Origin of the sequence: Streptomyces sp. NPDC085866, assembly GCF_044541035.1 — a bacterium.
GTDB lineage: Bacteria > Actinomycetota > Actinomycetes > Streptomycetales > Streptomycetaceae > Streptomyces.
On record NZ_JBITSQ010000006.1, the window covers coordinates 424,286 to 449,523 of the forward strand.

Genomic DNA, 25,238 nt, shown 5'->3' on the forward strand with positions numbered 1-25,238 from the left:
GCTGAGATGCGTGGCGGTCAGATGCCGGACCAGGTCTGCTCCTCGTCCCGGAACAGGGGGCGGCCGTCGGGGAAGGTCGTGGGCACCGGCATGTGGGCCTCCGGCAGGTAGGCCTCGGACATATGGGGCTCATACACGGGCGGCTGGGGCCAGACGGCGGCTTCGGCAGCGGCCGCGTTGTACGGGTCGTAGCCGTACGCCACATACCCCGGCACAGCCCCCTGTGCCGGCACCGGCACGGGGGGCTGTGCCTCCTCGAACAGCGGCAGTCGCAGCTCGGCCGTGTCCATCACCGCGTTGTTCTGCGAGCGGTGCAGCCGTGCGTAGGCCCCGCCCCGTGCGAGCAGTTCCTCGTGGCGACCCGTCTCGACGATGCGGCCGCGGTCCACGACGAGGATGCGGTCGGCGTCGGGGGCCAGGTTGAGGTCGTGGGTGATCATGATCGTCGTACGGCCGGTCATCAGGCGGCGCAGCGGCTTGACCACCCGGCGGGCGGCCATCGCGTCCAGGCCGGTGGTCGGCTCGTCCAGGACCAGGACCGGGGCGTCGCGCAGGATGGCGCGGGCGATGGTCAGGCGCTGGAGCTGGCCGCCGGACAGCCGGGCCGAGTTGGGGTCGACCTTGGTGTCGTAGCCGTCGGGGAGCCGGACGATGAAGTCGTGCGCGTCGGCCGCCCGCGCCGCCTCCTCGATCGCCTGGTCACTGGCGCCGGGCCGGCCACAGGCGATGTTGGCGCGGACCGTGTCGTGCAGCACCAGGGTCTCCTGCGGGAGGAGCGTCACGTACTCGCGCAGGCGGGCCAGCGGGAAGTCGCGCAGGGGTACGCCGTCCAGCAGGACCTCGCCGGCGTCCGGATCGTAGAAGCGGAGCAGGAGCTTGGAGACCGTGGACTTTCCGGCGCCGCTCGGGCCGGTGACGATCACCAGTTCGCCGGGGCTGACCGTGAAGGACAGGCCTTCGAGGGCCGTGCGGTCGGCGCCCGGGTAGCGGAAGGAGACGTCGCGGACCTCGATCGTGCCGTCCGGGCGGCCGGTCTCCGTGCCCCGCCGGGGGTCGGTGACCGCGGGCCGCACGTCCAGGATCTCGATCAGCCGCTCGGCACCCGCCGTGGCCGCGGTGACCGTGAGCCCGAGCTGGGCCAGGCCCCGCACGGGCGGGTAGAGGTAGCCGAGGAACGCGGCGAAGGCGAGCAGCTGGCCGAGGGTCATCCGGCCGGTGGAGATCTCCCAGGCGCCGATGCCGATCACGGCGAGCACACAGACCGTCTCGATGACCTGGACGAGCTGCTCGTAGGCCTCGTTGAGCCGGGTCGAGCGGACCGAGGCGCGGAACCAGGCGTTCGCCTCCTCGCCCAGCCGCCGGCGTTCGGCGTCCCGGCGGTCGTAGGCCTGGGTGAGCACGATGTTGCCGAGGGACTCCTCGACGACGGAGGTGATCGCGCCGTCGGCGACCCGGCCCTCGCGGGACACGTCCTTGATGGAGCCGGAGAAGCGGCGGGCGGCCAGCCAGAACAGGGGCGCGAGGACGAAGGTGGCGGCGGCCAGGTCCCAGCGCAGCCAGAACGCGGCGGCCGCGTAGAAGAGGGCGGAGAAGGCGGCCGAGGCGGCACCCACCAGGCCGGACACGACCATCGTCTCGATCGCCTCGACGTCACTGGTCAGCCGGGAGAGCAGATCGCCCTGGCGGTGGCGCTGGAAGAAGTGCGGGGGCAGCTGCTGGACATGGTCGAAGACGTGCTCGCGCAGCCGCATCACGAAGCGCTCGGTCGCCCACGCGGCAAGGGAGTTGCCCGCGTACGCGACCAGCGCGCCGACCACGGCGACGCCCAGCCACTTGACGGCCGGGCTCCAGAACGCGGTCAGCGAACCCTTCTGCAGGGCGTGGTCGGTGAGGTCGCCGAAGAGCAGGATGGCCTCGGTCTCGGCGAGCGCGGCGAGCACCGTGCACACCCAGACGAGAAGCAGCCATTTCCTGAGCCCTTTTGTCAGCGGCCAGAAACGGCGGAACGCCGTCCGGGCAGGAATGACAGGCGTTTCGTACTCGAATTCTTCGCTCTCGTCAGTCACTGGAATTCCTTCCCGAATCACCTTCCCGAATGAAGACGAAAAGGGGCCGACGGTGCACCATCGACCCCTTTCGACTCAGCGTCGGATCACTGATCCCGGCCGGGCAGCGGCTTGGGAGCGTGCTTCTTGGGCCTCGGCTTCGGCGGCGGCGGGAGCTGCTTCGACTTGGGCTTCGGGGGCAGCGGGGCAAGCTTCTTGAAGCTCATTCCGACTCCTAGTGATTCGCAGTTCTATGGTCCGGGAATTCCGCGTCCGGAACCCGATGTCGAAGAACCTACACGCCGCCCGCGCCACCGAACGGCAAAAATGGTAAAGGAGCGCTGTGAGTACCTGGGAGTACCTTGGTGATTCCTGAGGAGCACCCCCGAACCTGAGAATTCTCTTATGAACCCTGTGCAGCAGCCGGTTGAGCGGGAAGTCCCACTCCCCCACGTACTCGTCATACGGACTGGGCTCCTTCGAGGTTGCCTGGTTCCGCCAGCCCACGAACCCGCCGCTACGAAACCTCGGAGGCTTGCCTGCCGTCCCTCGGCCCGAACGCCGTCAGCGCCTCCGCGTCCGTCACACGGGAGTTCAGGTAGAAGTCGGCCCACTCGGCGATCGCCGGGTACGCGCACCCGGCGGTGAGCCGGGCCACCGCCCCCGGTATGTCGTACGACGTCACGCGCAGGTCGGCTCCGGGGCCCAGGAGGCACCAGTGGGCGCCGGGACGCCCGTACGGCATGCCGATGCTGCCCGGGTTGACCACCAGACGGCCGTGGGCCAGGCGGACGTACGGCATGTGGGTGTGACCGCAGACGACCGTGCCGATGCCGGGGTCGAGGCCGGAGAGGACCTCGGCCCAGCGCTCAAGGCGGGAGTCCACCAGCACCACCTCCTCGTCGTCACGCGGAGTGGCATGGCAGAACAGCACCTTGCCCAGGCCGCGGACGCGCAGGGTGAGGGTTCTGGGCAGCGCGGCCAGGAAGTCCACCTGGTCCTCGCGGAGCGCCTGCGCCGCGAACGGGCCGATCGGATCCGGGATCTCCGTGCGCTCACCCCGCCGGTACTCCACCAGCTCCCGGTCCGCGTTCCCGCCGACCCACAGGACCCGGTCGCCCAGCGACCGCAGCAGGTCCAGCACCTCGGCCGGCTGCGGGCCCGCCGTGATGTCGCCGGTGAGGACGATCCGGTCGGCGGCGGCCACTTCGGGCTCCGCCAGGACGGCCTCCAGGGCGGGGAGTACCCCGTGGATGTCCGAGAGGACTGCCAGCCGGCCGTGTTCCTCGGTCACTCCTCACCCCCCGTTTCCTTCTCCAGGCCCTCCGCCAGCACCTCCGCCAGGTGCCGCCCCCGCACCCCGGCCAGCTGCTCCAACTGCGTACGGCACGAGAAGCCGTCCGCCAGGATCACCGTGCCCTGCGGCGCTTCCCGTACCGCCGGCAGCAGCTGCTCGTCCGCGCACGCCTTCGACACCTCGAAGTGTCCTTTCTCGAAGCCGAAGTTGCCCGCGAGTCCGCAGCAGCCGCCGCTCAGCTCGCCGGTCAGGCCCGCGGACTCGCGCAGACGGCGGTCGGCGGTGTCGCCGAGGACCGCGTGCTGGTGGCAGTGGGTCTGGCCGGCGACCGGGCGGTCGACGGCGGGCGGGGTCCAGTCGGGGGCGTGGCGTTCGAGTGCCTCGGCGAAGGTGAGGATCGATGACGCCAGCCGAGGGGCGCGTGGGTCGTCGTGCAGGAGTTCGGGGAGGTCGCCGCGGAGGGCCGCCGCACAGCTCGGTTCCAGGACGACGACCGGGGCGCCCCTGCGCAGCACCGGTTCCATCAGGTCCAGCGTGCGGCGCAGCACCGCGCGGGCGCGGTCGAGCTGGCCGGTCGAGACGTAGGTCAGGCCGCAGCAGACCCCGCCGCCGAGGGGGCGGGACGGTGGCAGGACCACCCTGAGGCCGGCGGCCTCCAGCACCCGGACGGCCGCCTGTCCGACCGAGGGCGAGAGGTGCTCGGTGAACGTGTCGGGCCACAGGACGACCAGGTCTCCCGCGGTGCGCCGCTTCCGCCGTCGCCACCAGTGGGTGAACGGCTCCTTCGCGATCCTCGGGATCCGCCGTTCCGGTGCGATTCCGCCCAGGCGTTTCCCCGCCCGGGCCAACGTCCCTACGGACGCGAGTGTGTTGAGCAGCGGGGCCGTGCGGGTTCGTGCCACCCAGCGCAGCCATACCGGCAGCCGGCCCATCGTGTAGTGGGCGGCGGGGCGGCGCCGGCCCTCGTAGTGGTGGTGCAGGAACTCCGCCTTGTAGGTGGCCATGTCGACGCCCACCGGGCAGTCCGAGCGGCAGCCCTTGCAGGACAGGCACAGGTCCAGGGCATCCCGGACCTCTGGGGAGCGCCAGCCCGTCGTGATCAGTTCGCCCGCGAGCATCTCGTGCAGCAGCCGGGCCCGCCCGCGGGTGGAGTGCTCCTCCTCTCCGGTCGCCCGGAAGGAGGGGCACATCACGGCGGGTCCGGCGGCCGTGGTCGTACGGCACTTGGCGACGCCGACGCAGCGGCGGACGGCCGCCCTGAAGTCGCCGCCGTCGGCCGGGTAGCCGAAGGCCACGTCCACCGGGCGGCGGGGCAGGACGGAGAACCGGAGGTTGGTGTCGAGCGGGGCCGGGCGGACCAGCATGCCGGGGTTGAGGAGGTCGTCGGGGTCCCAGATCGCCTTGGCCCGCTCGAAGAGCCGTACCGTCTCCTCGCCGTACATCCGCGGCAGCAGCTCCGCGCGGGCCTGGCCGTCGCCGTGCTCCCCGGACAGCGAGCCGCCGTGGGCGACGACCAGGTCGGCCAGTTCCTCGGAGAAGCGCCGGAAGCGGCCGACGCCCGCCTCGGTGAGCAGGTCGAAGTCGATGCGGACGTGGATGCAGCCGTCGCCGAAGTGGCCGTACGGAGTGCCGCGCAGGCCGTGGGTGGCGAGCAGGGCGCGGAAGTCCCTGAGGTAGGGGCCGAGCCGGGCGGGCGGTACCGCGCAGTCCTCCCAGCCGGGCCAGGCCTCTCTGCCGTCGGGCATGCGGGTCGCCGTGCCGCTCGCGTCCTCGCGGATGCGCCACAGGGTCCGTTGGGCCGCTGCGTCCGTCACCACCAGGGAGTCGACGACGTCGGCCGCACGGACGATCGCCTCTGCACGCGCGCGTGCCTCGGCCGGTGTCTCCCCGCCGGTCTCCACGAAGAGCCAGGCGCCGCCCTTGGGCAGCCCGGCCGGCGAGCGCACCAGGTCGGCCGCCATGCCCTCCACCGTGAGCGGGCCGAGAGTCAGGAGTCCGGCGGCGGCCTCTGCGGCGCCGGACTCGTCGCCGTACGCCAGCACCGCGAGGGCCCGTGCGCGTGGGGCCTCGACCAGCCCTACGACCGCCTCGGTGACGATGCCGAGGGTGCCCTCGGAGCCGCAGAAGGAGCGGGCGACATCGGCGCCCTTCTCGGGGAGCAGGGCGTCCAGGGCGTATCCGGAGATGCGGCGGGGCAGGTCGGGGAAGCCGGTGCGCAGGCGGGCCAGGTCGCCCTCCACCAGGGCGCGCAAACCGTCCGGCGCTCCGGTCCAGTCCCGGCCCGGCCGCAGCCGCCGGCCGCGCGCGGTGATGACGGACAGCTCCCGGACGCTGTCCGCGGTCGTCCCCCAGGCGACCGAGTGGGAGCCGCAGGAGTTGTTGCCGATCATTCCGCCGAGCGTGCAGCGGCTGTGTGTGGACGGGTCGGGGCCGAAGCGCAGGCCGTGCGGGGCGGCGGCCTCCTGGAGGCGGTCGAGGACCAGGCCCGGCTGGACCACGGCCGTGCGCGTGGCCGGGTCCAGCTCCAGCAGGCCGTTCATGTGCCGGGTGAAGTCCAGCACCACGCCCGCGCCGGTCGCCTGCCCCGCGATCGACGTGCCCCCGCCGCGCGCCACCACCGGCACTCCGCGTGCCCGGCACACCTCCAGCACCGCCGCCACGTCCTCGGCGTCCCGCGGGGCCACCACCCCCGCCGGGACCCGCCGGTAGTTGGACGCGTCCATGGTCACGAGCGCCCGGGCGGTGGCATCGAAGCCGACCTCACCCCGGACGACCCCACGCAGCTCCGCCTCGAGGCCCGAGAGATCCGTCATGCGTCCAGGATGCATCCGATCACGCACAGTCACCGCGACTTTTCCACAGCCCCGCAGGTTTCGTCGTACAACCTCACAAGTCCACAGTTCAGCGATCTTGTCTCATCGGACGGACACGGTTCCGTCCCGTTTCGCGTGGGCGATACCCTCCGACTCGTGGCCGACATCCAGATTCCCGCTGACATCAAGCCCGCCGACGGACGCTTCGGCGCGGGCCCCTCCAAGGTGCGTACCGAGGCCCTCGAGGCGCTCGCCGCCACCGGAAGCTCTCTGCTCGGCACCTCCCACCGCCAGGCCCCGGTCAAGAACCTGGTGGGCCAGGTCCGCGAAGGCATCAGCTCCCTGTTCTCCCTCCCCGACGGCTACGAGGTCGTCCTGGGCAACGGCGGGTCCACCGCCTTCTGGGACATCGCCACCCACGGACTGATCGAGAACAAGTCCCAGCACCTCAGCTTCGGCGAGTTCTCCTCCAAGTTCGCCAAGGCCGCGGGGCTCGCTCCCTGGCTGGCCGAGCCCACCGTCATCGCCACCGACCCGGGCACCCACCCCGAGGCGCAGGCCGAGGCGGGCGTCGACGTGTACGCCTACACCCACAACGAGACCTCCACCGGTGTCGCCATGCCGATCAAGCGCGTGGCCGGCGCCGACGAGGGCTCGCTCGTCCTCGTGGACGCCACCTCCGGCGCGGGCGGCCTCCCGGTCGACATCGCCGAGACGGACGTCTACTACTTCGCCCCGCAGAAGTCCTTCGCCTCCGACGGCGGCCTGTGGATCGGCGTCTTCTCCCCGGCCGCGATCGAGCGCGCCGAGCGCGTCCACGCCTCCGGCCGCCACGTCCCGGAGTTCTTCTCGCTCCCCACGGCGATCGACAACTCCCGCAAGAACCAGACGTACAACACCCCGGCCCTGGCCACCCTCTTCCTGCTCAACCAGCAGCTGGAGTGGCTCAACGGCCAGGGCGGCCTGGCCTTCTCCACCGCCCGCACGAAGGACTCCTCGACCCGCCTCTACACCTGGGCGGAGGAGTCCAAGTACGCCACCCCGTTCGTCTCGGACCCGGCCAAGCGCTCGCAGGTCATCGGCACGATCGACTTCTCCGACGAGATCGACGCGGCCGCCGTCGCCAAGGTGCTGCGCGCCAACGGCATCGTGGACACCGAGCCGTACCGCAAGCTCGGCCGCAACCAGCTGCGCATCGCGATGTTCCCGGCGATCGACCCGGCGGACGTCGAGGCGCTGACGAAGTGCATCGACTACGTGATCGAGAAGCTCTGACCTTCTTCCTGCGTACGTCCACGAGGGGCGCCCCGGGTCTGCCGGGGCGCCCCTCGTCGTACGACGGCCGAGGCCGCCTACGACTTCCCGGCCCGGCCCGTCATGAGTGCGGACGCTCGACGGACAGGCGGCCGGAGTCACAGATGGTGAACAGGTGTGCCGGAGCCATGGGCAGCTGCCCGTCGCCGTGGTCGAGGTGGCTGTTGTCCCACTCCTGGGGGACAGGCTCGCTGTCGATGGCGTCGACGGGCAGCATGACCAGCGCGGTCGTACCACCAGTGCCGGAAGGGCGCAGCTGGATGCGGACGCCGTGGCGATGCGACAGCCGACCGGCCACGAACAGACCCATGCGGTGGGCGACCGACACGTCCATGGAGGGCGGCGAGGCGAGCCGCTCGTTGATCTCGGCCAAGTCCTCGGCGGTGATACCGAGACCGGAGTCATGGATCTCGATCAGCACGCGGCCGTCGGGCAGTGCGTAACCGGTGACCTTGACCCTGGTCTGCGGCGAGGAGAAGGACGTCGCGTTCTCCAGCAGCTCGGCGAGCAGGTGAACCAGGTCGGTGACCACACGGCCGGCGATCTCGACGGTGGGCACGGCGGTCAGCTCGATGCGCTCGTACTGCTCCACCTCGGACGCGGCGGCGCGGAGCACGTCGACCACCGGGACCGGCCGGGTCCAGCGGCGGCCGGGCTCTTCACCGGCGAGAACGAGGAGGTTCTCGCAGTTGCGGCGCATCCGGGTGGCCAGGTGGTCCAGTTTGAACAGCGACTCCAGCCGGTCCGGGTCGGCCTCGCGGGACTCCAGCTCGGCGAGGAGAGACAGCTGGCCTTCGACGAGCCCCTGGGAGCGATGCGAGAGGTTGATGAACATCGCGTTGATGTTGCTCCGAAGGAGGGCCTCGTCAACGGCCAGTTGCGCGGCCTCCTTCAACTGGCGCAGCGCGGCAGATCTCCTGAGCACCGAGGGCCGGACCTTCGTGGCTCTGAGCGTTGCCTCCTGCAGCAACTCGTCGGCCTGGGTCTTGGCCACCTCCAACTGGGTCGCGGCCTCCCGGGCGGCTGCCAGGCGTACCTGTTCGGCTTCCAGATGAACGCGCTCCAGGTCCGCAAGACGGTGCTCGGCCACCTCGGCCGCCTTGGCCAGGCGCAGCCGCTCCTCCCGCGCCTGCCGCTCCAGCTCCGCTCGTTCAGCGGCCTCCTGCGCCACGGCCAGTTCGGCCTCCAGCTCCCGGCAACGCGTCCGCGCGGTGTCCCGTTCCCGCTCGGCCTCCACGAGCGCCCTCTCCAGACGAGCGACCTTGTCCCGCAGACGCACGCACGCCTCCGCCAGCTCCTCCTTGCGCATCCGGTGCCGTTCCAGGTCCGCCCGTAACGAACCCCGCTCCTGCTGCTCCGCCGCCTCCAGCTGACGGAGCTGGGACTCCAGTGCCCACAGCTGCTGCTTCTGCCCCTTCGCGTCCTTCCTCAGCTCCCGGATCTCCAGCTGCGCCTCCTCCTCACGCAGCACGGCGTCCTCCAGCCGGTCGCTGGCCATCTGCTCCCGGTACCGGGCCGGGTCCTCGGCCAGCAACGCGTCTCGATGCAGCCGGTACATCAGGCCCTGCAGCCCCTCGCTGACCTCCTTGCCGTGAGCCTTGCAGGCCGACTTCATCAACCCGTCGAGAAAGTGCTTCTCCGGGATTCGCTCCCCGCTCAGATAGCGCGAGACGGTGGAGACACCGATGTGGTGATAGACCGCGAACTGCCGCTGCGACTTACCCGAGCCCTTCAGCAGGCGGCGCAACGCCTCGGCCAGCTCCCGCACTTCAGGACGCAGGTCTCCCGACAGCGGCTTGAAACCCTCCGCGTCACCGAAGGCCGCATCGCCGAACGCTGCGTCGTCGAAGGCCGCTTCATCGCGGTCATCGTCCCCCACCACCGTCTCCTCTCCCCGGACGCATCCGGGACCTATCCACCGGAAAACGACAGGCCACCTGGCCCTCACGTCATGTCAACGACGACAACCGGTCTCGGTCAGTGCGTCCGACCGGCCAGTACGCCTAATCGATAAGGGAGTTGAAGAACGCCACGGCGGCCGCGAAAGCGGTCGCGCCCACCATGACCGACTTCGCTTCACCGCCACCGTCGGCACGGGCGGTCAGCACTCCTGCTCCCACACCGACGAGAACACCCAGCAACAGAATCAGCGCCGAGCGCATGGTCAGCAGTGATCGATTCACTTGAGCCCTCCTGGATACGGCGGCACTTCGTATCGCGAGGGAACGAGAGCACCGAAGCCGGCGTACGGCCCTCTCAGTGTGCCGAGACGGGAGGGTGTTCCCGGCCGGGAACAGGGTGTTCCCATGCAGGTGGGAACACATATGGAGGGGCGCCCGGCGGCGGCACCGGGCGCCCCTCGGTCATGCGGCCGTCAGGCCGCCGTACAGGACAGCGAAGGCACCGCACCGCCACCCGGCGCACCCCCGAAGCCGAAGCCCGTCGAACCACCCGCCGGCACACTGCCGTTGTGAGAGGCGTTCACAGCCGTGACGCCCGCCCCGCTCTGCGTGTACGTGGCGTTCCACATGGAGGTGATCTGCTGTGAACCGCTCCACGTCCACGTCACCTTCCAGGAGGAGATCGCGGTCGTCCCGGTGTTCCTCACCGTCACCTCGGCGTTGAACCCGCTGCCCCAGTCACTGCTGACGGCATAGGCGGCGCTGCAACTCGCCGGCGTGCCCCCGCCCCCGCCTCCGCTGCCCCCGCCCGTACCCGGGAACAACGGCGCCTTGATGCTCGCCAGATACCCGTCCTTCACCGTGTCCACGGTCGTCCAGTCGTCCTTCAGGATCCCGCCCGTGTCACCGGAGTCCGGGTTCCATGACCAGAAGGTCCACTGGAAGCCGTCCGCGCCGTACGCAGACGTCGGCCGCAGATAACTCACCAGCGCCGCCAGCCACTTCTGGTCCACGGTGGACTGCAGGGTCGTGCCGAACTCGCCCACCCACACAGGGGCGATGTTCTGCTTGAAGATGTAGCCCCAGTACCTGTCCCAGATGCCGGGCATGTTGGCCGGGAAGGACGGATCGCTGAACCAGCTCTGCTGGGCGACGCTGGTGGCGTAGTCGTGCGCGGAGTACACCACCCGGTTGGCCACGCTCAGCTGCACCGGGTACTGCGCGACCCCCATCAGGTTGCCGCCCCACCAGCCGGAGACGCCGTTGTACGACTGCACTCCCTCGACGAAGACCAGCAGGTCCGGGTTGACGGACAGAACGGCGTTCCCGGCGCGCTGGGCGGCGAGGCGCCAGTCGGTGGCCTGGTCGCCACAACCCCAACAGGCGGGATCGTGCGGCTCGTTGTGCAGGTCGATGCCGATGACGGTGTCCTGGCCCTGGTAGCGGGCGGCCAGTGCCTTCAGGTCGGCGATCCACGTCGACTCGGGGACGGACGCGGTGTACCAGAGCGCGGACTGACCGCCGGAGTCGGGCCGGTGCCGGTCCAGAATGACCTTCAGGCCGTCCTGGCCGGCGTACGCCACGATCCGGTCCATGACCTGGAGAGACGTCAACCCCTGGAGGTCGGCGTTCTTGCCGCCGGAGAAGTCGATGCTGTCGGGCGTCGTGCCGCTCTTGAGGATGTCGTCGCTGTAGGGCAGCCGGAGGGTGTTGTAGCCCAGCGACTTCATCTGGTCGATCATGCTCTTGTAGTCGCGCGACCAGAGACCGTGCACCACGTGGTTGCCGGTCTCGAAGCCGAACCAGTTGATCCCGGCGATACGCACCGGCTGTCCGGCCGCGTCCAGGATCTGCCGGCCGCTGGTATGCCAGTAACCGGCTCCGGGGGTGGTGGCCGCGTGCGCCGGGTGCACACCGGCCAGGGGCAGGAGGAGCGCGGCGGCGGCAGCACACAGCGCTCTTCGCAAGCTGCGGAACATGTGCCTGGTTCCTCTCGGGGAGGCGCGGCCCCGGAACAGAATGGGAGCGCTCCCATACACCGCGCACCTCCAGAGAACCGACACCCCACACGCGCGTCAAGACATCCGGCGCCCGCCGGTTCAACTCCTGCGCCGCAACCGCCGCAACCCGAACAGGGCGGCCGCGCCCACGACCACGACGACGGCGCCGACCTTGATGCTCCCGCTGTTGCCGGCGCCGGTCCCGCCGACACCGTCGGAGGCGGAACTCCCACTGCCGGACGGCTCCTTGCTCGCCGCCCCGGCCGGCGCGTCCTGCGCCTCCACCGAACTGTCGGCCCCCTCGCTGCCGTACATCAGCTTGGCGCCGTCGGCGGAGTACGAGACGGACTCCCCCTGCCCCTGCAGGGGTACGTCGAGCCGCCCCTCCCGCTTGATCTTCCCGCCGTTCCAGTCGTAGTAGATGCCGCCGAAGTACCCCCGGACGGCGAGCTGTCGGCCGTTCGGCGAGAAGGCGGCATCGGTGGCCCACAGGTCGACGGCGGCGACCGGCTTGAAGATGTTCGCGCCGGTGGTGGAGAGCTGCGCGGGCCCCTCGTAGAGATGCCCGCCGTTCTCCTTCTTGTCGATGATGTAGACCCGCCCGGTCCTGGGGTGCACGACCAGCGATTCGGCGTTCCTCGCCCCGTCGGAGTACTTCACGACGTACTGCGTGGCCCGGACCGTCTGGTCCTTGAGCACCTTCGGCTCGGGCAGCCGGTAGATCCAGATGTACGGCCACTTGCCGTCGAGGTTGTCGCCGATGTCGCCGACGTAGATCTGGTTGTCCGGCCCGATGGAGATGGCCTCGACATCGCGCGGGGAGCCGACACCGCGCAGGGTCACCGTGGCGACGGTCTTCCCGGTCGCGCTGTCCACGGCGTAGATGTACGGCCCGTCGTCGCTGTCGTTGTGCGTCCAGTAGATGCCGGGGTGCAGGTGAGAGGCGGCCAGGCCGCTGGACTCGGTGATCCGGGGGTCCTTGATGGTGAACCCCTGATCACCGGTACTGTCACCTTCGGCGGCGGAAGCGGGCAGCGCGCAGGCACCCGCGAGCAGGACCCCGGCGAGCAGGGCGAACGGTCGGCGCATGACACCAAGCCTGCCATCCCCTCCGGGGGTTCAGGGGGCGTGGTGGGCCTCACACTCCACACGCTGCCGTGATCGTCCATTATGAGCGGATGCTTAGGTTCATGCCCGTGGGCGACTCCATGACGATCGGGAGCGCGGGCGAGCACACGTGGCGTTACCGGCTGTGGCGACACCTGTGCGAGTCGTACGGCGGCCCGTTCACCTTCGTCGGCCCGCGCGAGGAGCTGTACGACAAGACGGCCGAGGCACCGACGTCGTACGCGTACGCCGAACCCGAGTTCCCGCGCACCCATCTGGCCGGCTGGGGCGAGGGCTGGCTGCACATGGCTCCGCTGATCGGGGACGCGGCACGGGAGCACCAGCCCGATGTGCTGCTGGTCTCCCTCGGCCTGATCGACCTGGGCTTCTACACGAACGCCGAGCAGACGGCGGAGAACGTACGGGCCTTCGTCGCGAGCGCCCGTGCGGCCCGCCCGCGCATCCGCATGGTGCTGCTGCCGGTGATCCCGAACATCCGGGCCTCGGCGGACGCGCCCTTCGCCGAGCAGGTGGACCGGTTCAACATCCTGCTCGCCAAGGCGGTCGCCGACCTGGACGAGCCCCGGTCGCCGATCCTGCTGGCCTCGCCGCCGGAGTCGTACGACATCCACGCCGACACGTACGACGGGACGCATCCCAACGCGAGCGGGGAGCACCGGATCGCGGGGGCGTTCGCGGGCGCGATGTGGGAGGCATGGGGAATCGGACAGGCGTACGCGGCCGGAACAGATTGACCTGATTCCGGCGTCTCCCGGTCACCGTGCGTATCGTTGAAGTGCGCGGCTGCACCTGTCCGTGGGGCAGCCGGGGAGGAGCGCCACGATGACCGTCCTTGAAGACAGGATCGAGATGGCCGAGGAGAGCGGCGAGCTGACTCTGGACGACTTGTTCGAGTCGCTTGAGCGGACCACCCCCGAGGGATACAAGGTCGACATCGTCGAGGGGGCCATTTTCATGTCGCCGCAGCGGGACACCCACTGGGAGATCATCCTGGACATCGTCGAGCAGTTGCGCACCAAGTACCCGCGCAAGCGCGTCAAGTCGGACGTCCGCATCGACTACCCGGGCCACCTCAACGGCTTCTGCTCCGACGTCACTCTCGTGGCCGAAGGCGCCGAGAAGACGCCCGGGGGCCTCTGGCGCTGTGCCGACGTCGAGTTCGTCGCAGAGGTCATCTCGAAGGGCACGGCACACAACGACTACGGCCCCAAGAAGACGGCCTACGCCACTGCCGAGGTTCCCGTCTACCTCATCACCGATCCCTACCAGGGCAAGTGCCACCTCTACAGCCAGCCGAAGGACGGTGAGTACATCAGCGAACTGACGGTCGCCTTCGGAGCAGAGATCGACATGACCACCACCGACCTGGGCCTCACCCTCAAAACCGACGACTTCCCCCGCGACTAGAGCCCAAGTCGCTTGCATAGAGCGCACTCCAAGTCGTTGGCTGGTTACCCATGAAGTACACGCAGCTAGGACGCACGGGACTCAAGGTCAGCCGACTCGTCCTCGGCACCATGAACTTCGGCCCGCAGACCGACGAAGCCGACAGTCACGCGATCATGGACGCGGCGCTGGACGCGGGCATCAACTTCTTCGACACCGCCAATGTGTACGGCTGGGGCGAGAACAAGGGCCGTACCGAGCAGATCATCGGCAACTGGTTCGCCAAGGGCGGGGACCGGCGCGACAAGGTCGTGCTGGCCACCAAGGTGTACGGCAACATGGCCGCCGACGGGGACGCCTGGCCCAACCACGACAAGCTGTCCGCCCTCAACATCCGGCGGGCCGTCGACGCCAGTCTGAAGCGGCTGCAGACCGACCACATCGATGTCTACCAGTTCCACCACATCGACCGCCGGACCCCCTTCGAGGAGATCTGGCAGGCGATCGACGTGCTCGTGCAGCAGGGCAAGATCCTGTACGTCGGCTCCTCCAACTTCCCCGGCTACAAGATCGCCCAGGCCAACGAGATCGCCGCCCGGCGCGGCGGCACCATCGGACTGGTCAGCGAGCAGTGCCTGTACAACCTCGCCGAGCGGCGCGCCGAGATGGAGGTCATCCCGGCCGCGCAGGAGTACGGCCTCGGGGTCATCCCGTGGTCGCCGCTGCACGGCGGTCTGCTCGGCGGTGTGATCAAGAAGGAGGCGCAGGGCGGACGCCGTTCCTCCGGCCGGGCCGCCGACTCGCTCGCCAACACCAGCATCCGCGCGCAGATCCAGTCGTACGAGGACCTGCTCGACAAGCACGGTGTGGAGCCCGGCGAGACCGCCCTGGCCTGGCTGCTCACCCGGCCCGGCGTGACCGGCCCGATCGTCGGCCCGCGCACGCCGCAGCAGCTGGAGTCGGCCCTGCGGGCCGTGGAGCTGGAGCTGAGCGAGGAACTGCTGGCGGGTCTGGACGAGATCTTCCCGGGTCCGGGGCCGTCCCCGGAGGCCTTCGCCTGGTAGCCGTGGCCGTACGCCGCAGTCGGCGGTACGGCCGAGCGGCGGCGGTCTACTTCCCGACCGCCGCCGACACGGCCACCACCACGAACATCAGCACAAGCACACCGGCCATGATCCGGTTCCGGGTTTTCGGGTCCACGTACCCGAGCCTAACCGGCCCCGCCGAGCGCCCAGCGGGCGACCGTCTCGTAGCGGGGCTGTTCCCCGGGCACCCCGGACCGCGGCAGGTTGCTGCGCACCAGAGCCAGCTCGGCCACGGTCCAGGTGCGGCTCGCGAAGTCGCGCAGGCTCTCGACGTACGGCCGTACGTCCACCGCGTCCCGGCTGCGGGCCACCGTCAGGTGGGCCTTGTAGCGGCGGTGCTCCCCCATCGGCACCCCGGCCTTCCGTGCCGCCGCCTCCGCGCGGTCGGCCAGCAGGCGCAGGGTCTCCAGATCGCCGGACGCGCCCGCCCACAGGGCCCGTCCATGGCCGAACTGGCCGCCGCCGGCCAGCGCCAGCGGGAAGGGCTCCGTGCGGTGGGCCGCGCGCTCCAGCCGGTCCGAGAGGTCCGGTACGAGTTCGTCGTCGACCTCGCCGTAGAAGGCGAGGGTGAAGTGCCAGCCGGGGCGGCCGGTCCAGCGCAGTCCGTCGGCGCCGGGCAGCGCACGCAACACGGCGACCTCGGCGGCGAGTTCGTGCGTCACGTCCTCCGGGGGCAGCACGGCGGCGAAGAGTCTCATGACGTCACCCTCCCAGGGAACGGATCACCGGGCCAGGCGGCTGACTCGACGCCCCTTGGACGGGCATGATCAGGCGCATGGAGAAGAACGGGAAGATCAGCATCAGAGAAGGCGGGCCTGACGACATCCCCGTGATCCTCGGCATGTTCGACAGTGCCGTGGAGTGGCTGGTGACCCAGGGGCGCACCCAGCAGTGGGGCACGACGCCCTGGTCGGAGAACCCGAGGGCGGTGGCCATGATCACCCGCTACGTCAACGAGGGCGCCCCGTACATCGCCGAGTACGACGGTGTCCCGGCGGCCACGCTCACCCTCACCGATGCGCCCGCCGAGTATCTGCAGCCCGCCGACGAGCCCGAGCGCTACATCCACACCTTCGCCTCGGACCGCCGTTTCAAGGGCCGGGGCGTCGGTGCCGCCCTGCTCGCCCACGCGGCCGAGGAGACCCGCCGGGCCGGGGTCTCGCTGCTGCGGGTGGACTGCTACGCGGGCGGCGACCGCAAGCTGGTCTCCTTCTACGAGCGCAACGGCTTCGTGCCGACCGAGTCCTTCAGCGTCGCCATGCTCGACGCGGACGACTGGCCGGGGCAGGTGCTGGCCCGGAGGGTCCTGTAGGGGCCCTCCGGGGGCGGGGAGTCCTCAGGCCGCCGTCGCCAGCTGCTCGCGCTCTCTCGGCACGAACCGCACCCGCGGGTGGCCGTGGTGCCAGCCCACGGCCAGGCGCAGCCCGCCGATGCGGGCGAGGACCAGTCCGACGGTGGCGGCCGCGGCGGCGGAGATGACGCCGCCGAGGACGAAGCCGACGCGGGGGCCGTAGGTGTCGGTGATCCAGCCGACGACCGGCGCGCCCAGCGGCGTACCGCCCATGAACACCATCATGAACAGGGCCATCACCCGGCCGCGCATGGCCGGGTCGGTGGCCATCTGCACGGCCGTGTTCGCGGTGACGTTGACCGTCAGGCCGAAGCCGCCGATCGGGACCATGAGCAGCGCGAAGAGCCAGTACGACGGGGCCAGCGCGGCCACGGTCTCCAGCGCGCCGAAGGCCACAGCGGCGGCGATCAGGACGCGCAGCCGGGCCGTGCCGCGGCGGGCCGCCAGCAGGGCGCCGCCCAGCGAGCCGACGGCCATCAGCGTGTTGAAGAGGCTGTAGGCGCCGGCACCGGCGTGGAAGACGTCGTCGGCGTAGGCCGACAGCCACACCGGGAAGTTGAACCCGAAGGTGCCGATGAAGCCGACGAGGACGATCGGCCAGATCAGCTCCGGGCGCTTCGCCACGTAACGCAGGCCCTCGCGCAGCTGGCCCTTGCCTCTCGGCGCCCGCTCGACCACGTGCAGCTCTCGGGCGCGCATCAGCAGCAGACCGGCGATGGGGGCGACGAAGGACAGGCCGTTGAAGAGGAACGCCCAGCCGGTGCCCACACCGGTGATCATCAGGCCGGCGACGGCCGGGCCGACCAGCCGGGCGGACTGGAAGTTCGCGGAGTTCAGGCTGACCGCGTTCTGCAGCTGCTCGGGGCCGACCATCTCGGAGACGAAGGACTGCCGGGCCGGGTTGTCGAGCACCGTGGCGAGGCCGACGGCGAAGGCGGCGACGTAGACGTGCCAGACCTGGACGTGGCCGGTGAGGGTGAGCGCGGCGAGCGCGAGACCCGTGACGGCCATGGAGGTCTGGGTGACGAGCAGCGTGGGGCGCTTGGGCAGGCGGTCGACCAGGACGCCGCCGTAGAGCCCGAACAGCAGCATCGGCAGGAACTGCAGGGCCGTCGTGATGCCGACGGCCGCGGAGGAACCGGTGAGGCTGAGCACGAGCCAGTCCTGGGCGATGCGCTGCATCCAGGTGCCCGTGTTGGAGACGACCTGGCCGACGAAGAACAGGCGGTAGTTCCTGATCCTCAGCGAGCTGAACATCGAGGATCTGCCAGGGCCAGGGGTGGTAGGGGTGGTCGGTGCGGGGGCGGAAGGTGCTCCGGATCCCGTACTCAAAAGGGTTCGCCTCCTTTTTGACTGCTCGTTCGCCTACGGGGCGCGCCCCTCCGGCTCACTCGCGGAGCGATACGTCCTTACAGATGTGCGAGCTTCTCCAGCACGGGGGCGGCGGCACGCAGTTTGGCCCACTCGTCCTCGTCGAGGCCCTCGACCAGGCCGGCCAGGAACGCGTTGCGCTTGCGGCGGCTCTCCTCGAGCATCGCCTCGGCCTGCTCGGTCTGGGTGACGACCTTCTGGCGCCGGTCCTCGGGGTGCGGCTCCAGCCGGACCAGCCCCTTGGCTTCGAGCAGCGCGACGATGCGGGTCATCGACGGCGGCTGGACGTGCTCCTTGCGGGCCAGCTCGCCCGGCGTGGCCGAGCCGCAGCGGGCCAGGGTGCCGAGCACCGACATCTCGGTGGGGCTCAGCGACTCGTCGACCCGCTGGTGCTTGAGCCGACGGGACAGTCGCATCACGGCGGAGCGGAGAGCGTTCACGGCGGCAGCGTCGTCGCCATGGGTAAGGTCCGGCATGTTCTTTAGGGTAACTCATTACTCTCGCTAAAGACCACCGCAACACGCCCGAACGCCCGTGACGCCCGCCACTCAACCGTCCGATCACTCATACGAGTGAGCTACTTCCGGAAAGTGACGCACCGGGCCGCTCGCTATGGCGACCCTCGTACATATGGGGACCAGTGTGCTCAGCCTGCGCATGGACGGGGAGCTGCTCGAGAGGCTCCGGCATCACGCGGCCAGAAGAGGAATGAGCGTGCAGGACTATGTGGTCCGCACGCTCATCCGGGACGACTTCGACGAGCGGTTCCAGGCCGCCGTCGAGGAGACGGAGAAGTTCTACGGGGTCACCTGACCCCGGGTGATCAGGTCAGGCCCAGGGCCGGCATCAGGTAGTAGAAGAGGAAGACGGCCGAGACCACGTACATCGGCACCGGGACGTCCTTCGCGCGGCCGGCCGCCAGGCGCAGCACCACGAAGCTGATGAAGCCCATGCCGATGCCGTTGGTGATCGAGTAGGTGAACGGCATCATCAGCATGGTCACGAAGGCCGGGATCGCGATCGTGTAGTCGGCCCAGTCGATCTCCTTGACGGAGTTCGACAGGATCAGGAAGCCCACCGCGATCAGCGCCGGCGTGGCCGCCTGGGACGGGACCATCGTGGCGACCGGGGTGAGGAACAGGGCCACCGCGAAGAGGGAGCCCGTGACGACGTTCGCGAGACCCGTGCGCGCGCCCTCGCCGACGCCCGCCGTGGACTCCACGAACGCGGTGGTCGCCGAGGAGGAACTGGCGCCGCCCGCCGCGACCGCGAGGCCGTCGACGAAGAGGACCTTGTTGATGCCCGGCATGTAGCCCTGGGCGTCGGTCAGCTTGGCCTCGTCGCTGACGCCCATGATCGTGCCCATGGCGTCGAAGAAGCAGGACAGCAGGACCGTGAAGACGAAGAGGACGCCGGTCAGCACGCCGACCTTGGAGAAACCGCCGAACAGGCTGAACTGGCCGATCAGGCCGAAGTCGGGGGTGGACACCGGGTTGCCCGGCCACTTCGGGACCGTCAGACCCCAGGTCGTCACGTGCGCGACCGAGTTGATGATCAGCGCGAGGACGGTCATGCCGACGATGGAGATCAGGATCGCGCCCGGCACCTTGCGCACGATGAGGGCGAAGGTGAGCAGCGCGCCCAGGATGAAGACCAGCACCGGCCAGCCGTTGAGGTGACCGTTGCTGCCGAGCTGGAGCGGCACGGTGGTCTGGGCGACGTCCGGGATACGGGTGACGAAACCGGCGTCGACCAGGCCGATCAGCATGATGAACAGGCCGATACCGATGGAGATCGCCTTGCGCAGGCCGAACGGCACGGCGTTCATCACGCGCTCGCGCAGACCCGTGGCGACCAGCAGCATGACCACGAAACCGGCCAGCACGACCATGCCCATGGCGTCCGGCCAGGACATCCGGGGCGCCAGCTGGAGCGCGACGACGGAGTTCACACCGAGACCGGCGGCGAGCGCGATCGGGACGTTGCCGATGACACCCATGAGGAGGGTGGAGAACGCCGCCGTCAGGGCGGTCGCCGTGACCAGCTGGCCGTTGTCCAGGTGGTGCCCGTACATGTCCTTCGCGCTGCCAAGGATGATCGGGTTCAGCACGATGATGTACGCCATCGCGAAGAAGGTGGCGAGTCCGCCGCGGATCTCGCGGGCGACGGAGCTACCGCGCTCGGAGATGCGGAAGTAGCGGTCGAGGGCGCCGAAGGCGGGGGTGCCCCCCGGCTGTTCGGGGGCGGGGACCTTGGCGGGTGCCGAGGTGGACATGCGAGACCTCATCACCTACGGGGTTCCCCCGAGCCCCGTTGGAGTTTCATACGAGCAGAAATGGACAAAGACAAACGGTTTCAGTATGAACGTATGAGTCTCACATCGCCATCTCCGCGCGTAGACAGTTCAGTCTCGGCATCGCCTCGTAAGCTGTGCCCCATGGCTAAGTGGACCCCCAAGCACGAGGCGCCGGAGCCCCTGGAGGGCCCCGTGGTCGCCACCATCACCGGCGGCACGATCGTGTGGTTCGTCCTCTTCCTGGTCCAGCTCCCCTTCTACGGCTGGTTCGCCGACCACGACCACACCTGGTGGCTGTGGACCTGCCTGACCGGCGGCGGGCTGGGCCTCATCGGCATCTGGTACGTCCGCAAGCGCGACGCGGCGATCAAACGGGACGCGGCCCTGAAGGCGGCGGCCACGGCGGAGTAGCCGGCGACCCGGCTCTACAACCAGCGCACGACTCGGGTCCTCCCCAGGTCGGAACTTCCCCCACTCGGCAGGTGAACGCGCAAAACCGCACGTACCGTCGAATGCATGACCCATATCGACGCGGGCGCCGAAGTCGACCCCGTGCCCCCGGCGTCCCCGCCGGGCGCATCCTCGGCCGGCCTGACCGGCGCCCAGGTCGCGGAGCGCGTCACGCGCGGGCAGGTCAACGACGTGCCGGTGCGCAGCAGCCGCTCCCTGGGCGAGATCGTCCGGGCGAACGTCTTCACCCGGTTCAACGCGATCATCGGCGTGCTGTGGCTGATCATGCTGTTCGTCGCACCGATCCAGGACAGCCTCTTCGGCTTCGTCATCCTCGCCAACACCGGGATCGGCATCGTCCAGGAGTGGCGGGCCAAGCAGACCCTGGACTCGCTCGCCGTGATCGGCGAGGCCCGGCCGACCGTGCGCCGCGACGGAACCGCCACCGAGGTGGCCACGAACGAGATCGTCCTGGACGACCTCATAGAGATAGGTCCGGGCGACAAGATCGTCGTGGACGGACTGTGTGCCGAGGCCGACGGTCTTGAGATCGACGAGTCGCTGCTCACCGGTGAGGCCGACCCGGTCGTCAAACACCCCGGCGACAAGGTGATGTCCGGCAGTTTCGTGGTGGCGGGCGGCGGCGCCTTCACCGCGACCAAGGTGGGCCGGGACGCGTACGCGGCCCAGCTCGCCGAGGAGGCCTCCCGCTTCACCCTCGTCCACTCCGAGCTGCGCTCCGGCATCTCCACGATCCTCAAGTACGTGACGTGGATGATGATCCCGGCCGCGATCGGGCTCGTCGTCACCCAGCTGGTCGTCAAGAACAACGGCCTGAAGGACGCGGTCGCCCGCACGGTCGGCGGCATCGTCCCGATGGTCCCGGAGGGGCTGGTGCTGCTCACCTCCGTGGCCTTCGCCATCGGGGTCATCCGGCTCGGCCGGAAACAGTGCCTGGTGCAGGAGCTGCCCGCCATCGAGGGCCTCGCCCGCGTCGACACCGTCTGCCTGGACAAGACCGGCACCCTGACCGAGGGCGGCATGGACGTGACCGAGCTGAGGCCCCTCGACGGCTACGACGACACGTACGTACGCAAGGTCCTCGGCGCCCTCGGTGAGTCCGACCCGCGCCCCAACGCCTCCCTGCAGGCGATCATCGACGCCTACCCGGACAGCGAGGAGTGGCGCTGCATCGAGTCGCTCCCGTTCTCCTCCGCCCGCAAGTACAGCGGAGCCGCCTTCAGCGAGGGCGACGGCGAGGCCAGCACCTGGCTGTTGGGCGCCCCCGACGTGCTGCTCGGCCAGGGCGACCCGGCCCTGGGCGAGACCGAGCGCCTCAACGAGCAGGGCCTGCGGGTCCTGCTGCTCGCGCGCGCCACCCGCGACCTGGACGACCCCGAGCCGGCCCGGGGCGCCCGCCCCACCGCCCTCGTGGTGCTGGAGCAGCGGCTGCGGCCCGACGCCGCCGACACCCTGCGCTACTTCGCGGACCAGAACGTCCGCGCCAAGGTCATCTCCGGCGACAACGCGGTGTCCGTCGGCGCGGTCGCCGCCAAGCTGGGCCTGTCCGGTACGACGGTGGACGCGCGCCGGATGCCGGCCGACCCGCGGGGCATGGCCACGGCGCTGGACGAGGGGACCGTGTTCGGCCGGGTCACCCCGCAGCAGAAGCGGGACATGGTCGGCGCGCTCCAGTCGCACGGGCACACGGTCGCGATGACCGGCGACGGCGTGAACGACGTCCTCGCACTCAAGGACGCCGACATCGGCGTCTCGATGGGCTCGGGTTCGGAGGCGACCCGGGCGGTCGCGCAGATCGTCCTGCTGAACAACAGCTTCTCGACGCTGCCGTCGGTGGTGGCCGAGGGCCGCCGCGTCATCGGCAACATCACCCGCGTGGCGTCACTGTTCCTGGTCAAGACGGTCTACTCGGTGCTGCTCGCGGTGCTGGTGGTGTGCTGGCAGGTCGAGTACCCCTTCCTGCCCCGCCACCTGACCCTGCTCTCCACCCTCACCATCGGCATCCCGGCCTTCTTCCTGGCCCTGGCCCCCAACAAGGAGCGGGCCCGCCCCCACTTCGTCCGCAGAGTCATGCGGTACTCGGTTCCCGGCGGGGTGGTGGCCGGAGCGGCGACCTTCGTGACGTACCTGATCGCCCGCCACTACTACACCGGCCCGGGCTCCCTGGACGCGGAGACCAGCGCGGCGACCCTGACCCTGTTCCTGATCTCCATGTGGGTCCTGGCGATCATCGCCCGCCCCTACACCTGGTGGCGCGTCGCCCTGGTGGCCTCGATGGGCGTGGCGTTCCTCTTCGTGCTCGTCGTCCCGGCCCTGCAGAGCTTCTTCGCCCTGAAGCTGGTGGGCGTGGCGATGCCGTGGACGGCTGTCGCGGTGGCGGTGGTGGCGGCGGCCGCCCTGGAGTTCCTGTGGAAATGGGTCGACCGCCGCTTTCCCGCGTGAGCGTCAGACCGTGGGCCACATGCTCTTGCCGGGGGCCAGTCCGCCCTTGCCGTTGCCGGCGAACCAGCTCAGCTCTCCGTTGACCTCCATGTAGGCGATGTCGTCCTTGCCGTCGCCGTTGAAGTCGCCGGCCAGCAGGGGACGGAAGCTCGTCCAGTCCTTGCCCGACCACATCGAGCGGGCCTTGTCGAAGGTGCCGTCGGCCTTGCCCGGGTAGAGGCTCAGGGACCCGTCCGAGGCGGCAGCGGCGATGTCGTCCCGGCCGTCGCCGTTGAAGTCACCGGTCGCGATGTGCTCCTTCTTCCAGGTCTTGTCCGGCCACATCGACTTCTTCTGGTTGACCAGGTTGCCGTCGGCGTCCCTCTTGTAGGTGTAGAGGGAGCCGTCGGGCCACTGGAAGATCGGGGTGTCGTGGCCCGGGGTGGCGCTGTGCAGGACGGCGGCCGGCAACGGCTCCTTCCAGGCGGCGTCCGTCCAGAGCTTCTTCCTGGTCCACACGGGCAGCGGCACACGCTTCTGGCCCATGAACAGGTCACCGCTGTCCGAGACGGTGATCATCTCGAGTCCCGCCGTCTCCTCGAAGTCACCCGCGAGGATCACCCCCGTTCCCGGGCGGCCGAGGGCGCCCAGGTAGGTGCCGAACTCCAGCGTGCCGTCGGGGCGGCTGTAGAAGACCTGGATCGAGTCGTTCGCCATCAGGGCCACGACGTCCGAGCGGCCGTCGCCGTTGAAGTCGGCGGTCGACATGGCGTCCTTGATGTACTTCTGCCGGTTGACCATGCGCACGCGCTGAACCCAGTCCGCGATGTCGTCCACGCGGGTGGCGACGGCCCCGGTGCGGGTCTCGTCGGAGTTGAGGCAGCCGCCGCCCCAGGACGCGGTGACCACGGCGGTCAGGTTGCCGCGCGCGTTGAGCACCGGGCCGCCGGCGTCTCCGGCGCACAGGGCGCCGCCGGAGGTGGGCGAGATCGCCAGCGTCGTGGCGGCGACGGAGTCCACGCCGAACGCACCGGTGTGTGCCTTGCCCGGAGCCCACTCGGTCTTGGTACGGCCGTAGCCGACGGCCCTGAGCTGGTCGCCCTGGGCCGGTGCCGTCGAGTCGAGCTTGGCCGCGGCGATGTCCGGGAACGGACCGTCCAGCCGGTCCTCGATGCTCGGGTCGTCGATGCGCGCCATGACCAGGTCACGGTCGGGGTGCGGGACCAGCTGCAGCACCGTCAGCTTCTCCGGTGCCGTGGCGGGCCGGTTGCCGTCGGCGGTGACCACGGTCGGGAACTGCGGCTTGCCCGCCGGGATCTTCGTGGCGTGCTGGGGGTCGGCCGCGAAGCAGCTGGCCGAGGTGAGCACCCACTGGGGGTCGACCAGGGTGCCGGAGCAGGCGCGTTCGTTGTCCTTGCCGAAGGCGATGTGCAGCTTCACGGTGAACTGGTCGGCGTCGGTCGCGACCTGGTCACCGACGACGGACTGGGCCGGCGCCGCGCCCATGAGTCCGGCCGCGAGACCGGCCGCCAGGACCCCGGCGGTCCACGCCGTGCGCTTCCCGCGCGAACGGGGGTGTGTCACGTTTCCTCGCATCACAAGACGTGCTCTGCAGACGCAGAGGCCATTCGGGTCCGTGCGGGGTGTCACGCACGGACGGGGAGGTCGGCGGATCAGCCGGTCACGCGGAGTTCGACCAGCACCGACCTGGCGCCGCCGACGGTGCCCTCGCCGACGGACTCGAAGCCGCCCTGGGGCACGTTGACCGTCGTGGTCCTGCCGTCGGCGGTGAGGTCGGCGCTGACCGGATGGTCGGCGGCCTCCACCGCGAAGACACGCGGCAGTTCGAGCGTGAGGCGGCCGGTCTTGGCCGTGGCCCGGAAGCAGTACGTGCCCTGACGGCCGACCGAGTCGTCCTTGACGGTGAGCACGCGGATCTGCTGGGCGGCCTGGTCGCAGTCGGCGAGCAGGATGTGGCCGTCGCCCTTCTTCAGCTTGATCCCCTTCTCGGCCAGGATGCGGTCGGCCCCGGGATACCCGTAGTCCTCGACCGCGACAGGCGGAGTCGACGGGGACGGAGCCGGGGGCGGGTCATCGGCCGAGGCCACAGAAACGCCCGCGAGTGTGGCGACTCCGGCCACGAATACGGACACCGCTATTTTTCGGGCATGGAAAAGCACTGAGGAGTCCCTTCAGGAAGGAATTCTCGAAAGAGAAATGACCTCAATTGCAGGCATGCCGACAGCACTGGAGACGTCGCAAAATAACCCCCGCAATTAAAAGAAATGGGGCAGAAGAGGGCCCCGGCAAGAGACACTGCTGGTCAGGCAGCGGCAAAGACAGGCCATAGGTTAGTCAA

21 protein-coding genes are annotated in these 25,238 nt (G+C 69.9%); 8 read left to right on the forward strand and 13 right to left on the reverse strand.

Annotation, left to right across the window (positions count from 1 at the left end; genetic code table 11):
- Nucleotides 1-17: 17 nt before the first annotated feature.
- The 3 genes from ACIF83_RS17635 to ACIF83_RS17645 all read right to left on the reverse strand — a co-directional run bounded on the left by ACIF83_RS17635 (nucleotide 18) and on the right by ACIF83_RS17645 (nucleotide 6,155).
- A complete protein-coding gene (locus tag ACIF83_RS17635) occupies nucleotides 18-2,066 on the reverse strand; it encodes an ABC transporter ATP-binding protein (protein WP_393472263.1) in 2,049 nt (682 codons plus the stop codon).
- Between the two features lie 496 nt (nucleotides 2,067-2,562).
- Entirely contained in the window at nucleotides 2,563-3,339 is a 777-nt protein-coding gene (locus ACIF83_RS17640) for a metallophosphoesterase family protein (RefSeq protein WP_399727731.1), read from the reverse strand.
- Nucleotides 3,336-6,155: an FAD-binding and (Fe-S)-binding domain-containing protein gene (locus tag ACIF83_RS17645; RefSeq protein ID WP_399727734.1), complete on the reverse strand. Its 2,820-nt coding sequence runs from the start codon at nucleotides 6,153-6,155 to the stop codon at nucleotides 3,336-3,338. The genes ACIF83_RS17640 and ACIF83_RS17645 overlap by 4 nt, the downstream gene beginning before the upstream one ends.
- A 156-nt stretch (nucleotides 6,156-6,311) precedes the next feature.
- Between ACIF83_RS17645 and serC the strand changes: the two genes are divergently transcribed.
- Nucleotides 6,312-7,430, forward strand: coding sequence for a phosphoserine transaminase (gene serC, locus ACIF83_RS17650; protein ID WP_393472272.1), 1,119 nt, complete (start codon nucleotides 6,312-6,314; stop codon nucleotides 7,428-7,430).
- Nucleotides 7,431-7,530: 100 nt separating this feature from the next.
- Here the strand turns inward: serC and ACIF83_RS17655 are convergent, their stop codons facing one another.
- The 4 genes from ACIF83_RS17655 to ACIF83_RS17670 form a co-directional block, all read right to left on the reverse strand.
- Nucleotides 7,531-9,348 carry an ATP-binding protein gene (locus ACIF83_RS17655; RefSeq protein WP_399727737.1) on the reverse strand — a complete coding sequence of 606 codons (1,818 nt, stop codon included), beginning with the start codon at nucleotides 9,346-9,348 and terminating at the stop codon, nucleotides 7,531-7,533.
- 124 nt (nucleotides 9,349-9,472) lie between these two features.
- Nucleotides 9,473-9,652 carry a hypothetical protein gene (locus ACIF83_RS17660; RefSeq protein WP_393472277.1) on the reverse strand — a complete coding sequence of 60 codons (180 nt, stop codon included), beginning with the start codon at nucleotides 9,650-9,652 and terminating at the stop codon, nucleotides 9,473-9,475.
- Nucleotides 9,653-9,843: 191 nt separating this feature from the next.
- On the reverse strand, nucleotides 9,844-11,349 hold the full coding sequence (locus tag ACIF83_RS17665; RefSeq protein WP_393472279.1) for a cellulase family glycosylhydrolase: 1,506 nt from the start codon (nucleotides 11,347-11,349) through the stop codon (nucleotides 9,844-9,846).
- A 120-nt stretch (nucleotides 11,350-11,469) separates the two neighbouring features.
- On the reverse strand, nucleotides 11,470-12,459 hold the full coding sequence (locus ACIF83_RS17670) for a WD40 repeat domain-containing protein (protein ID WP_399727740.1): 990 nt from the start codon (nucleotides 12,457-12,459) through the stop codon (nucleotides 11,470-11,472).
- Between the two features lie 89 nt (nucleotides 12,460-12,548).
- Between ACIF83_RS17670 and ACIF83_RS17675 the strand changes: the two genes are divergently transcribed.
- From ACIF83_RS17675 to ACIF83_RS17685, 3 genes are all read left to right on the forward strand, one after another.
- The gene (locus ACIF83_RS17675) at nucleotides 12,549-13,232 is read left to right on the forward strand and encodes an SGNH/GDSL hydrolase family protein (protein ID WP_399727743.1); all 684 of its coding nucleotides are present in this window, start codon (nucleotides 12,549-12,551) and stop codon (nucleotides 13,230-13,232) included.
- 88 nt (nucleotides 13,233-13,320) lie between these two features.
- Entirely contained in the window at nucleotides 13,321-13,905 is a 585-nt protein-coding gene (locus ACIF83_RS17680) for a Uma2 family endonuclease (protein WP_399727746.1), read from the forward strand.
- A 50-nt stretch (nucleotides 13,906-13,955) separates the two neighbouring features.
- A complete protein-coding gene (locus tag ACIF83_RS17685; RefSeq protein ID WP_393472289.1) occupies nucleotides 13,956-14,948 on the forward strand; it encodes an aldo/keto reductase in 993 nt (330 codons plus the stop codon).
- 146 nt (nucleotides 14,949-15,094) lie between these two features.
- On the opposite strand, the gene thpR is transcribed toward ACIF83_RS17685, so the two are convergent.
- Entirely contained in the window at nucleotides 15,095-15,667 is a 573-nt protein-coding gene (thpR, locus tag ACIF83_RS17690; protein WP_145876125.1) for an RNA 2',3'-cyclic phosphodiesterase, read from the reverse strand.
- 77 nt (nucleotides 15,668-15,744) lie between these two features.
- Between thpR and ACIF83_RS17695 the strand changes: the two genes are divergently transcribed.
- Complete coding sequence (locus ACIF83_RS17695; RefSeq protein ID WP_393472292.1) at nucleotides 15,745-16,281, forward strand: GNAT family N-acetyltransferase; 537 nt, start codon at nucleotides 15,745-15,747, stop codon at nucleotides 16,279-16,281.
- A 24-nt stretch (nucleotides 16,282-16,305) separates the two neighbouring features.
- Here the strand turns inward: ACIF83_RS17695 and ACIF83_RS17700 are convergent, their stop codons facing one another.
- Together ACIF83_RS17700 and ACIF83_RS17705 are read right to left on the reverse strand one after the other, a co-directional pair.
- Nucleotides 16,306-17,652, reverse strand: a complete 1,347-nt coding sequence (locus tag ACIF83_RS17700; protein WP_393472295.1) for an MFS transporter — start codon at nucleotides 17,650-17,652, stop codon at nucleotides 16,306-16,308.
- Between the two features lie 77 nt (nucleotides 17,653-17,729).
- Nucleotides 17,730-18,167, reverse strand: a complete 438-nt coding sequence (locus tag ACIF83_RS17705) for a MarR family winged helix-turn-helix transcriptional regulator (protein ID WP_055708584.1) — start codon at nucleotides 18,165-18,167, stop codon at nucleotides 17,730-17,732.
- Nucleotides 18,168-18,321: 154 nt separating this feature from the next.
- Between ACIF83_RS17705 and ACIF83_RS17710 the strand changes: the two genes are divergently transcribed.
- Entirely contained in the window at nucleotides 18,322-18,504 is a 183-nt protein-coding gene (locus ACIF83_RS17710) for a ribbon-helix-helix protein, CopG family (RefSeq protein ID WP_103810025.1), read from the forward strand.
- A 10-nt stretch (nucleotides 18,505-18,514) separates the two neighbouring features.
- Here ACIF83_RS17710 and ACIF83_RS17715 read toward each other — a convergent pair whose 3' ends face one another.
- Entirely contained in the window at nucleotides 18,515-19,966 is a 1,452-nt protein-coding gene (locus ACIF83_RS17715; RefSeq protein ID WP_393472300.1) for an NCS2 family permease, read from the reverse strand.
- A gap of 162 nt (nucleotides 19,967-20,128) precedes the next feature.
- On the opposite strand from ACIF83_RS17715, the gene ACIF83_RS17720 reads away from it, so the two are divergent.
- Together ACIF83_RS17720 and ACIF83_RS17725 are read left to right on the forward strand one after the other, a co-directional pair.
- Entirely contained in the window at nucleotides 20,129-20,398 is a 270-nt protein-coding gene (locus ACIF83_RS17720; protein WP_393472302.1) for a DUF2530 domain-containing protein, read from the forward strand.
- A gap of 105 nt (nucleotides 20,399-20,503) precedes the next feature.
- Nucleotides 20,504-22,900, forward strand: coding sequence for an HAD-IC family P-type ATPase (locus tag ACIF83_RS17725; protein WP_393472305.1), 2,397 nt, complete (start codon nucleotides 20,504-20,506; stop codon nucleotides 22,898-22,900).
- Nucleotides 22,901-22,903: 3 nt separating this feature from the next.
- On the opposite strand, the gene ACIF83_RS17730 is transcribed toward ACIF83_RS17725, so the two are convergent.
- A complete protein-coding gene (locus ACIF83_RS17730) occupies nucleotides 22,904-24,463 on the reverse strand; it encodes an FG-GAP-like repeat-containing protein (RefSeq protein ID WP_393472307.1) in 1,560 nt (519 codons plus the stop codon).
- 89 nt (nucleotides 24,464-24,552) lie between these two features.
- Nucleotides 24,553-25,032, reverse strand: a complete 480-nt coding sequence (locus ACIF83_RS17735; RefSeq protein WP_398139146.1) for a hypothetical protein — start codon at nucleotides 25,030-25,032, stop codon at nucleotides 24,553-24,555.
- Nucleotides 25,033-25,238 lie beyond the last annotated feature (206 nt).